This window comes from Silvibacterium sp. (genome assembly GCF_047605705.1).
Classification (GTDB): Bacteria; Acidobacteriota; Terriglobia; order Terriglobales; family Acidobacteriaceae; genus Silvibacterium.
In genome coordinates this window covers 1-11078 of record NZ_JASGFD010000091.1, presented here as the reverse complement: position 1 = coordinate 11078, position 11078 = coordinate 1, and the positions used below count along the sequence as shown (strand labels likewise).

General features: G+C 61.2%; 6 protein-coding genes, 1 rRNA gene and 1 pseudogene. 6 read left to right on the top strand and 2 right to left on the bottom strand.

Annotation, left to right across the window (positions count from 1 at the left end):
* From QM649_RS19600 to QM649_RS19580, 5 genes and pseudogenes are all read left to right on the top strand, one after another.
* Positions 1-273 (top strand): hypothetical protein (locus tag QM649_RS19600; protein WP_415200768.1); only part of this gene is annotated, 273 nt, incomplete at its 5' end.
* A gap of 575 nt (positions 274-848) precedes the next feature.
* Positions 849-2990 carry an elongation factor G gene (locus QM649_RS19595; protein ID WP_415200767.1) on the top strand — a complete coding sequence of 714 codons (2142 nt, stop codon included), beginning with the start codon at positions 849-851 and terminating at the stop codon, positions 2988-2990.
* 23 nt (positions 2991-3013) lie between these two features.
* Positions 3014-3127 (top strand): annotated as a pseudogene (locus tag QM649_RS19590) (DUF3738 domain-containing protein); the annotation flags it as partial.
* Positions 3128-3512: 385 nt separating this feature from the next.
* Complete coding sequence (locus QM649_RS19585; RefSeq protein WP_415200766.1) at positions 3513-4715, top strand: hypothetical protein; 1203 nt, start codon at positions 3513-3515, stop codon at positions 4713-4715.
* Positions 4716-4931: 216 nt separating this feature from the next.
* The gene (locus QM649_RS19580) at positions 4932-6509 is read left to right on the top strand and encodes a GGDEF domain-containing protein (protein WP_415200765.1); all 1578 of its coding nucleotides are present in this window, start codon (positions 4932-4934) and stop codon (positions 6507-6509) included.
* A 67-nt stretch (positions 6510-6576) separates the two neighbouring features.
* Here QM649_RS19580 and QM649_RS19575 read toward each other — a convergent pair whose 3' ends face one another.
* Entirely contained in the window at positions 6577-7554 is a 978-nt protein-coding gene (locus QM649_RS19575) for a DUF4097 family beta strand repeat-containing protein (RefSeq protein ID WP_415200764.1), read from the bottom strand.
* Between the two features lie 352 nt (positions 7555-7906).
* On the bottom strand, positions 7907-8956 hold the full coding sequence (locus QM649_RS19570) for an alpha/beta hydrolase-fold protein (RefSeq protein WP_415200763.1): 1050 nt from the start codon (positions 8954-8956) through the stop codon (positions 7907-7909).
* A 1214-nt stretch (positions 8957-10170) separates the two neighbouring features.
* On the opposite strand from QM649_RS19570, the gene QM649_RS19565 reads away from it, so the two are divergent.
* Positions 10171-11078, top strand: a 16S ribosomal RNA gene (locus tag QM649_RS19565); the annotation flags it as partial.

The following is an 11078-nucleotide window of genomic DNA, read 5'->3' as shown; positions in this document are numbered from 1 at the left end:
GCCGCATCGCCGCGGACCTCCGCGGCTGACGCCCGGCCCGGCTGGCGGGTGATCGCCTACACCTACAACCACGAGGACCAGGCGCAGCATAAAGCTGAAACAGTGGGTCGCGAGCATCCGGAGCTGCATCCGCATGTCTTTACGCCGACCGGCGGCGCGCCGTATCTGGTCGAGCTTGGGGACGTGATGCCGCGCGATCAGGCCTTTGCCCTGGCTGGACTGGCGCATCGTGACGGCCTGCCGCACGACGTCTTCGCCCGCAACTACCGCTAGAACCTGTGACACTGTGTCCCACGTCTCAACGTCGAGACGTGGGGCACCCGGGTTCTTTTCCTTCTGCAACGTACGAATTGTCATTCCGACCGGAACGGCCGCAGGTTCCTCCACTGCGCGAGACGAAAGGCATCTCGCCCCGGCCGGCATGACAGCTGCTTCGCGCAGTGCGTCTGCCTTCGGCCTCCGTTCCCTTTGGTCGCGCTCCTGCTTATGCGCTCCTATCTGCGCCCTGAGCCCTGAGCCCTGTTTTGCTGCGGGCTGCCTCTCCATCAAAACGAAATTTTCGCTGGAACTGGAACTGTCCGCAGGTTTCCTGCTAGCATCCGAATCTTTACAGGCGTCAGGCCCTGCCCGTTGCGAACTGACGCCTGTCCATCCCGTTTGCGCGAGCCTCTCCCCTATGAAGCATGAGGTCGGCAAATTCGGCGGCACGCTTTCCGCGCCTTCTTCGACGCCATCGAGAGATCCCTACCCTGCCGCATCTGTACGTACTGGAGCACAGCGCCCTCCGCTGCGCTCCGTACCGGCCCCTGCGCCACCGGCGCAAAGAGTTTTTCTCTCAGGAGCGCTCAATGAAATCCTATCTGGGAAATGAGATCCGCAATGTAGCGGTGGTCGGCCATGCGCACAGCGGTAAAACCACGCTGATCTCCGCGCTATTGCATGCCGCCCACATGACTCCTCGCCTGGGGCATGTGGAGGATGGCAGCGCCGTCACGGCCTATGACGAAGAAGAGGTCGCGCGCCGCACCACCATGCAGGCGGCCGTCGCCTTCGCCGAGTGGAACGGCATCAAGGTCAACCTGGTGGATACGCCGGGCTTTCATATGTTCCTGCATGAGGCGCGGGCGGCGATGATTCCGGTCGAGGCCGCGCTGGTGGTGATCAACGCGCCCTGCGGCCTGGAGCCGATGACCGAGCGCGTCTGGCTCTATGCCGAGGAGTTCAACCTGCCGCGCGTCGTCGTATTCAACCAGATGGACCATCCGCGTGCGGCGGAGAATGTGCACTCGGCGATCAACGCGCTGCGTGAGCGCTTCGGCCGGCACCTGCTGCCCGTGCAGCTGCCGATTTATGGAGAAGGCGGCTTTGAGGGAGTGGTCGATCTGGTGACCATGCAGGCCTTCTTCTACACCGCGAACGGCGATGGCGCGGGGCGTATCGGGGAGATTCCGGAATTCATGCGCGAGGCCGCGCAGGCGGCGCACGAGGTGCTGGTCGAGCTGGTGGCGGAGGGGAAGGACGAGCTGATGGAGGAGTTCTTCGCCAAGGGCACGATCCCCGAGCAGCGGCTGATCACCGCACTGCACGATGCCATTCGCGAAGACCGCATCTTCCCGGTGCTCTTCGCGAGCGGCGGCGCCTGCATCGGCACGGATCATCTGCTGGATTTCCTGAAGGTCTACGCGCCCTCGCCGGCCGAACGCGCACCGGTGGCCGCCCGCAGCGAGCAGCTGCCGCCGGGCATGAGCGCGGCGGCGGATGGACCCTTCGCGCAGGAGTTCGTGATGCGCAAGGTCGACGATCAGGAACCGCCTTCGCTCTTTATCTTCAAAACGATGAGCGACCCCTTCGCTGGAAGGATCAGTTTCTTCAAGGTCTTCTCCGGCGTGGTGAAGAACGATGTCACGCTGTCCAATTACTCGCGCCATTCTGTCGAAAAGCTTTCGCACCTGTGCGTGATGCAGGGGCACACGGCGGTGCCGGTCGCCGATCTGCATGCCGGCGATCTGGGCGCGGTAGCCAAGCTCAAGGAGACCTATACCTGCGATTCGCTGGGCGACAAGGGGCATGAGATCTTCTTCGAGCCGGTGATGGTGCCCGAGGCCGCGATGACCTGGGCGATCGAGCCGCGGACCCGCGCCGACGAGGATCGTCTCGCAACGGCGCTGCATCGGCTGATGGAGGAGGATCTGCTGGTCCGCTTCTTCCGCGATCCGCAGACGAACGAATTTCTCATCTCCGGTGCAGGGCAGCCGCATATCGAGGCGGTGGTCTCGAAGCTGCGCCGCCGCTATCGCACCGAGGTGACACTGAAGGCGCCGAAGGTGCCGTACCGGGAGACCATTCGCAGCAAGGCGGACGCGCAGGGGCGGCACAAGAAGCAGACTGGCGGCCATGGGCAGTTCGGCGATTGCAAGATTCGCATTGAGCCGCTGCCGCGCGGCTCGGGCTTCGAGTTTGTGAATGACATCTTTGGCGGCGCGATCCCGCGGGCTTACATTCCGGCGGTGGAAAAGGGCATTCAGGAGGCGGCTGCGCGCGGCTTTCTCGCGGGTTACCCGGTGATGGATTTCCGGGCGACGCTCTATGACGGCAGCTTCCACGAGGTGGACTCGAACGAGCTTTCCTTCCGCATGGCCGGGCGGCTGGCCTTCCGCAAATGCATGGAGCAGGCGCGGCCCGCGCTGCTGGAGCCGGTAATGCGGGTGGAGATCGACGCGCCGGAGGAGTTTGCCGGCGCGCTCATGGGCGATCTGAACCAGAGGCGCGGCCGGGTGCAGGGGATGGACTCGCGTGGAGGCGCTACGCTCCTGCGCGCCGAGGTGCCGATGGCCGAGATGCTGAGCTATGGACAGACGCTCACGGCGCTGACCCAGGGGCGCGGCAGCTTTCATATGGAGATGGATCACTACGACCTGGTGCCGCAGCCGCTCGCCGAAAAGCTGATCGCGGGCGCGAAGCTGCCGGAGGCGGAAGAGCTGGCGAGCTAGCTTTCTCTTCGCGTGGTGCGGTCTATCCCGGCCTGTTCGCCGCGCTGCGCGAGCAGCTGGGACTGACGGTGAAGTCCGATAAGGCACCTGTGGATGTGGTCGTCGTGGACTCGGCAAAGGAGCCGGAGTTCGATTGAGGGCTCGCTGACGGCGAGAAACTCGCTTGATGCGGAAATCTTGGTCCATGGATTGTGCGTTCCCGCCCAGGCGAAGCCTGGAAGGGACATCCGCATTCTCGCTTGTTACAGGAGAACCGCAGGTTCCTCCACTCCGCGGCCTGCGCCCGCTCCGGTCGGAATGACAGAAGAGATGATGCTCGAAAAATATCTGTCATTCCGACCGAAGCGAAGCGGAGTGGAGGAACCTGCAGTTCTCCGTCGGATCAAGAACTAGCCGCAGGCCGGCTTGATCCCGCACCGAAATCGGATGGGAAGCTCCGTCCAAGCTCACCAGGAAAGCCGTAGCCGCGCTCGCGAATCGCTTTCATTGGGTTGGGGTAAGATTCCCCAAGGCGCTCCCACGATGCTCGAGTCGAGTCTTCAGTCCGCCGTTGTCGCTGGTTCTTCTTCCGCTTCGGCGGGAGGCGCGGACCTTACGCTGCAGGGCTCGGTGCTGGTCCTGCTCCAGTTCGACGTGTGCGAGGCGATCCGTCTCGATCATCTGCGTGAGATTCTCGGTGCGCGCACCGCGCCCAAGCCGCAGCCCCAACCCCAGATTCCTGCACCTCCGGTTGCGCCGCAGATCCCGTCCCCTTCGGCCAGCGCCGTCGACTATGACCGTCCGCCGGTGGTCGAGCCGGTTGAGCCGCTGGTATTGGCCAGCGGGGAGCGGCTTACCGGGCAGATCAAGTATTACGACTACGGCGTGCTGAGCATCGTATTCGAGCTGCCGTACACGGGCGGCTGGTCCAGGCTGGCCGGGCTCGCAAGCCGCTGGGCGTGGGATATCGATTTTGCCGCCGAAGCTTCGCGGATTGTGCGGGACAAGCTGGCCCGGGCGGCGACCGCGATCGTGAAGCCCTACCGGGAGTGGCTGAGCGAGGACTACCTCATCTTTCACATCCGGGAGCTTGTGCCCTCGGATGGGCGACCGTGCCCAACGGTGCCGGAGCTGATCCAGCAGTACGGGGCGCGCATTGCCCAGGTGGTTCGCGGCGACACCGGAAATCTGGCCGAGAGCGAGGTAAACGAGGTGCTGCAGTCGCGCATCTCGTACTATGCCAATGATTTAGCCGTGATTGGATGGAACGCGGCCTTTCTCCTCGATTCGGCCTCGGGCGCGGAGACGGCCATCCAGCTGCTGGAGTATGCCAATTCGCAGCTGCTCGAGTTCCGTCATTACGACGACCTGCTGACCGAGGAGCTGGAGCGCGTCTATAAACTGCTCGACGAGGGAACCGGAACCTTCGCCCGCTGGCGGCTGGCGCGCTCGGCCACGGGGCTGCATACGGTGCTGCTCGATGTGGATGAGCTGACCGAGCATGCCGACAACGCCATCAAGTTCCTCTCCGACATGTTTTCCGCACGCTTCTACAAGCTGGCGGCGCAGAAGATCGGCGTGCCGGACTACAAGGACCTGGTAACCCAGAAGGTTCGCACCGCCGAGGAGCTGTATCGCTTCATGGTCGACCAGTTCAACCAGAGCCGTGCATTCTTCCTCGAACTGACGGTGGTGATCATCCTGGTCATCGAGCTGGTGTACCTCTTCCGCGGCAAGCCTTTTTAGCGCAGATATTCTGCCGCACTCCCTTTCTGTCGCGCCGTTGCGGCGCATCCTAGGCTAAGTATCGATTTCTATGGCGCAGTAGCACGGGCGTCCGCCTTTATCCCCCGAAGGCAGGATTGCCGCTCATCGTCCGCGCCATCAGACTTGAGAGCAGAGGCGCGATTGGCGCTTCGCACTTTATCTCCAGGTAGCCGCTCTCCTCCTCACGCCTGGAGCTTGACCCTGGAGTCCGCCCTGGAGAGCACCTTCACAACACGAGGCCCCGTAAGCTGGCGGCGTGTCTTCCCCGCGGCGGCCGGGCTTTTGATCCTGCACTGGTTCTCCCTGCACATGCCGGCGTATCCGGCCGCAATGGTGAACGATACCTTGCTGGCCGGAATGCCGGTGCTGGCAATTTTCCTGCTCTATCGCCGTATGCCTGACCTGCGCCCGTCGCTGCGCCTGAACGCGTGGCTGTTTGCCTTCGGACTGGCCTTCTGGGCGGTCGGCATGGTGCTGTTCAGCATCTCGGACGTGACCCGCCGGCCAGAGCCGCACTATGAGACGCTGGCCATTCTCTCCGACTTCATCTATGGAGTTCCGGCTCTGCTGGCGGTCACGTTGACGCTGGAGGATCGGGGCGAGGCCTCGGGCTTCGATGTCTTTGTCCTGCTCGACATGCTGCAGGTGGGGCTGGCCGCGCTGCTGGCCTATGTGCATGCCTTTGACGGGCCTTTTTCCGCGCACCCCTTCCAGTCGATCCCCGTTCCCAGGCTGATTCACTACTACAACCTCGAGAACCTGGTGCTGGCGCTGGTGGCGCTGCTCCGCGCGGTCACGTTCCCGCGGGGCTCGCTCAAGCGAACCTTCTTCGGCCTCGTGGCCGGGTTCCTCTGGCTCTATGCGTCGTGCGCGGCGCTCTACAACTACTTCGAAATGCAGACGCCGATCACGAATCTCTGGCATAACGTGATCGTCGACCTGCCGTGGATCGCGCTCTGCAGCGGCCTGCTTGTCCTGTGCTTTCCTGAAGAGCGGCAGCCGGTGGTCTCGGCGCCATCCGGGCGCAGGCATGCCATCTTTCTCGAAAACAGCATTGCCATTCTTTTCTGTCTCGTTGTCCTTGGCCTTGGTTCTTCCCTTATGCAACGCCACTTCCCTTTCGGATTTGGTGCTGTGGCTCTGGCGTTGATGCTCTATGGCGCACGGGCCGCGGTGCAGCAGAGCCATTACGTCCGAGCTCAGCAGAAGCTGGCCGAGGCACGCGACCGGCTTGAGGCGCTCTCACTCGAGGACGCGCTGACCCGCGTCGCCAACCGGCGCCGTTTCGATCAGGTGCTGGAGGAGTCGGTGGCGCGCTCGCGCCGCACGGAGTCACCGCTCTCGCTGCTGATGCTGGATATCGATCACTTCAAGCTGCTCAATGACCACTATGGCCACCGCGTCGGCGATGCCTGCCTGGTGCGGATTGCGCATGCGATCCAGCTGTCGCTCAATCGCGTCGGCGATCTGCCGGCCCGCTACGGCGGCGAAGAGTTTGCCGTGGTGCTCCCCGATACCACCGACCTGGGCGCTCAGCAGGTAGCTTCGCGCATCCGTGCGGCGGTCCGCTCCCTCGATATCCGGTACGAAGAGGGCAAGTCCCGCTGCGTCACGGTCAGCATCGGCGTGGCCACCTGCGATATGCCCGGTTTCATCCGGCCGTCGGAGATGGTGGAAGCGGCTGACCAGGCGCTCTACCTGGCCAAGCAGAACGGGCGGGATCGGGTGGAGGTCGCCGAGATGGCGCTGCTGGATGGAGCGGCCTGGCGCTAAGCGGAGATATTTAAGGGCAAAAAAGAAGGGGACCGCACGGGCGGTCCCCTTTTCGTGAGCGATGCGTTTACATCGACTCGGCATCGGCGTGGCTGATGGTGACGCCGCCGTTGGTGGTCTCCGCGTGGATGGTCGGACCGCCGCCATTGAGATCGGTGGTGAGGTGATGGCGAATCTCGCCCTGCACGGTGACCGGGAAGTTGACCTCGATCCCGCCGTTGACGGTGCCGGTTTCGAGATGAGCCGCGTAGCGCTCGGGCAGGTTCAGGGTGATGCCGCCGTTGGTGGTCTCGGCATCGAGGCCCTGACCATTCCAGTGCTGTCCGGAGAGCGCGATATCCAGGCCGCCGTTGACCGTGCTGCCCTTTACGTCGCCGGAGAGATCGGTCAGGTCGACGCCGCCGTTTGTGGTGTCAAAGCGAAGCTGGCCGTTGAGGTGAGCCAGGCCGATGCCACCGTTCATGGTCTTCAGCTCGGCCGAGAGCTGATGGGGGGCGTGGATCGTATAGGTGACGGCATAGCCGCGATTGCCCCAGTGAAAGCTGGGCCCTTTGTCGCGGATGAGGCCGTCGTTGGCCTCGATCTGCACCGAGTGCAGGATGCCGTTCGCATCCTGGGCGTCATCCGACCAGGCTTCGACGCGAGCCTCGACCACCACATCCTGGCGGTTTTCGCCTTCGATATGGATGCCGCCATTCATGCTGGAAACATCGAGCTTGGAGGGGGTGCCCAGGCGCATGGTGCGCATCTCGCAGACGCGCTGGCGATCCCCGCCCCAGCCCCAGTGGGTCTGTTCCTTGTCACCCGCGCATTCGCGGACAGCCCAGCCGTCGACATTGCCCAGCGCCGCTCCTTCGGCAACGGCCGACTCGGCATGGACCTGCGGATGGAAGCTGCCGGAAAACTGCTGCCAGCGCTGTTTCCAGCTCTGGTGCGGGCCGTGGGAGGGCTCTGTGCCGACCGCCACGATCGTGGCGAAAACAGCAACGAACAGCGCCAGACGGCGCATGGGGCGGCCCGAAAGTGGGTTAGCAGGCAGGGGCATGGCTTTTTCCTCGGAATCTTGCGGTAGAGATAAGAGCACGCCGAGGGCCAAATTTATTTTCCTGTAAGTCTCGCCTCTTCAATGCGTTGCAAGAAATTGACGCTGCACGGAGTGTCCACTGGGGGAGATCGCCGTCCACTCGCGGACAGAAGCGTGGGTAGAAGTAGCGGATAAGGAGAGGAAGCCGGAATTCTGCCCACCCACGTCTCAAAATCGAGACGTGGGGCACCCGGGCTTTCCTATCTAATGACACATCTGCTTTGGATTTCGTGCTGTGCTTCCCCACTCAAGCCAACTGCGGGCTTAATGGGCCACCGTCGAGGCTGGTGCTCTATCTGAGCCCTGAGCCCTGCTAGCGCTTCTTTTCCCAGAATTCCTCGTGGCGGTCGTCCCGATAGAGGATGCCTTTTACCTCGCCATGCTCGTCCCGCTCGAAGATGAGGCGGGTGGCGCTGCCGGTGGCGTAGAAGAACGTATTCGTGTTTTCCGGGAGCAGCTCCAGCACGTCTCCGGTGCGGTTTCGGTTGAGCAGCCGGTCTCCCTGGCGCTGGATGGTGGCCTCGACCGTGCCCTCATCCTCATAGACCCCGGCGTAGTCGTCATAGATGTCCGGGTTGATGCGGGCCGGCACCGGGTGCAGGGGAACGAGCACTTCTTCTGACAGCGGCTGTAGCTTCGGCGTGGAGCTGAGGCGGTGGGCGAGCAGCCATTTCGGCAGTTCAGGCAGGTTATAGGCCTTGTCCCAGACGTTATGCCGCCATCCGGCGTACTGCCAGAAGCGGACATTCCCGTTGCTCAGCTTCAGGGCCTCATACATCAGTTGCGCCTCTTTCACCGGGACCACGTTGTCGTCCGAGCCGTGGAAGATCCATACCGGGGTGTGCCCGATGGCGCGGGCGTACTCGCCGGGGAGGGTCGCGGCCTCCTTCCAGCGATCCGGCTTATAGGACCAGAAGATGCCGCCGCTGACCGGGACCAGCGCGGCAAAGCGGCGAGGATGGTAGCGCGCCAGCTCATAGACGCCGTAGCCTCCGAGCGAGAGCCCGGTCAGATAGGTGCGGTCGGGGTCGCCGTGGAACTCCTTCGTGTCCTGGTCGAGGGCGGTCAGGGCCATCTGCATCATGTCCGGGTCCGTCCAGCGATGGTGGCCGAAAGGCACCTGGGGCATGACGACAAGAAAGGGCCAGCGGTCCGGATGGATACGGATCGCCTGGGGAAGACCGATCTGGGTCTCATCCATACCCTCGGAGCCGCGTTCTCCCGATCCATGCAGGAACAGGATGACGGGCCAGCTGCCGTGCTCATTCCATCCCTCAGGCAGGTAGACCTGGTAGTGGTACACGGAGCCGTTCACCGCGACCGTGCGGTTCAGGAATCCGGTATCGATATGACGGTGCGGCATGCACCATGCGGCCGGTAGCGAAAGAAGCAGCCAGCAGAGCAGCAGTCCCATACGGGAGAAAGGTCGCATGGCCAGAAGCATAACCCACTGTCTGTAGTGGTCCGACATCGAATTACCCCCACGAGTGGATTGATGGTGCGGTTAAGCAGGGATAAGTGGCCGCAAACCCGCATGAATTCACGCTTTTTCAACAGAATTGCCCGGTTTTCCACGCTTGCGGGAACTCTACATGCTCGGTAGTATCGATCTTGTTGTTACGGAATGTTCGAGACAAGCTCCTGACCGCAACCGAGATCGAGTTGCTAAAAACACAAAGAGCTGCTAACTTTAGCAAGTCGCACAACGAAATCATCTAACTGCTCCTGACCGCAACCAAGATTGAGTTGCAGAAAACAAAAAGAGCTGATAAGTTAGAAAAGTCGCCAAAAGCGACAATCGCAGTAAAAAAGTTTAGAAGTTGCAAGAACGCGATAAGCGTGATAAAGTATAAAAGGCGGCAGCAAACGAAAGACGCCTTCGATAAGCAACTAAGAATTTGCATAAATCGAGAAAAGCTGCTAAGATAGAGAAGTTGAGAGTGGTAAGGTTGCAAGAATGCTTCGCGGTGCGGGCTCTTGAGTCTGCCAAGTAGTAAGTAGCGAAGTAGCAAGTTCGACTCTGGCGCTGGGCGCCAAATCAAGCGAACAACCTACTGCAAGTTTGAGGAGTAGAGCTCCTCGCGTCGTAAGAGCGGCAATGTCCGCCGCCGACTGAGTCGGTTGACGATCTTTAAAAGTTTAGTGCGATGTTTTGCGATACGGCCTTAAGCGAAAAGCTTAACGGCAGAATCTAGAGACGCCTGCAGGCTGCAGCTGAAAGCGCGCCGCTGGCACGCAGCTTCCCTCCTGAATCCGGTCAAGCGGTTCGGCAAAATAAGCCGAAACGAAAGCTTGACAAGATGAGCGAAGATGCGATACTCTAAGAAAGTTGTCGCAAAAACAAAGCACAACAAGTTCGAGGACGGCAGCAGTCGAATGACGCTGTTATCCCGATCCAAGCAAACCGCTTAGGCGGTCCCTGCAAGGGATCTTTGACAATCAGGTTGAACATGCCAGTCGTGAGAATGGAAGAAGATTACGGTCTAATCCTTCTCGCAATATAGACCTTCACGATCTTTCGAGCATCGTGAGGGCGGTTCGAGTCGATGACCTCCGTCATCGAGCGAACTTCAGGTTTCAAACGAGAGTTTGATCCTGGCTCAGAATCAACGCTGGCGGCGTGCCTAACACATGCAAGTCGAACGAGAAAGGGACTTCGGTCCTGAGTAAAGTGGCGCACGGGTGAGTAACACGTGACTAACCTACCCTTGAGTGGGGAATAACTAGGAGAAATCTTAGCTAATACCGCATAACACCTACGGGTCAAAGGAGCAATTCGCTTAAGGAGGGGGTCGCGGCAGATTAGTTAGTTGGCGGGGTAATGGCCCACCAAGACAGTGATCTGTATCCGGCCTGAGAGGGCGCACGGACACACTGGAACTGAAACACGGTCCAGACTCCTACGGGAGGCAGCAGTGGGGAATTTTGCGCAATGGGGGAAACCCTGACGCAGCAACGCCGCGTGGAGGATGAAGTCCTTTGGGACGTAAACTCCTTTCGATCGGGACGATTATGACGGTACCGAGAGAAGAAGCCCCGGCTAACTTCGTGCCAGCAGCCGCGGTAATACGAGGGGGGCGAGCGTTGTTCGGAATTATTGGGCGTAAAGGGTGCGTAGGCGGTTCGGTAAGTCTTGTGTGAAATCTTCGGGCTCAACTCGAAGTCTGCACCAGAAACTGCCGGGCTTGAGTATGGGAGAGGTGAGTGGAATTTCCGGTGTAGCGGTGAAATGCGTAGATATCGGAAGGAACACCTGTGGCGAAAGCGGCTCACTGGACCATAACTGACGCTGAGGCGCGAAAGCTAGGGGAGCAAACAGGATTAGATACCCTGGTAGTCCTAGCCCTAAACGATGATCGCTTGGTGTGACGGGTACCCAATCCCGCCGTGCCGAAGCTAACGCGTTAAGCGATCCGCCTGGGGAGTACGGTCGCAAGGCTGAAACTCAAAGGAATTGACGGGGGCCCGCACAAGCGGTGGAGCAT

Bases quoted from the DNA above. Each gene is read 5' to 3' on its own strand.
- QM649_RS19595 (WP_415200767.1), top strand. From the start codon at position 849: ATGAAATCCTATCTGGGAAATGAGATCCGCAATGTAGCGGTGGTCGGC.
- QM649_RS19570 (WP_415200763.1), bottom strand. From the start codon at position 8,956: ATGCCGCACCGTCATATCGATACCGGATTCCTGAACCGCACGGTCGCG.
- QM649_RS19575 (WP_415200764.1), bottom strand. From the start codon at position 7,554: ATGCCCCTGCCTGCTAACCCACTTTCGGGCCGCCCCATGCGCCGTCTG.
- QM649_RS19585 (WP_415200766.1), top strand. From the start codon at position 3,513: ATGCTCGAGTCGAGTCTTCAGTCCGCCGTTGTCGCTGGTTCTTCTTCC.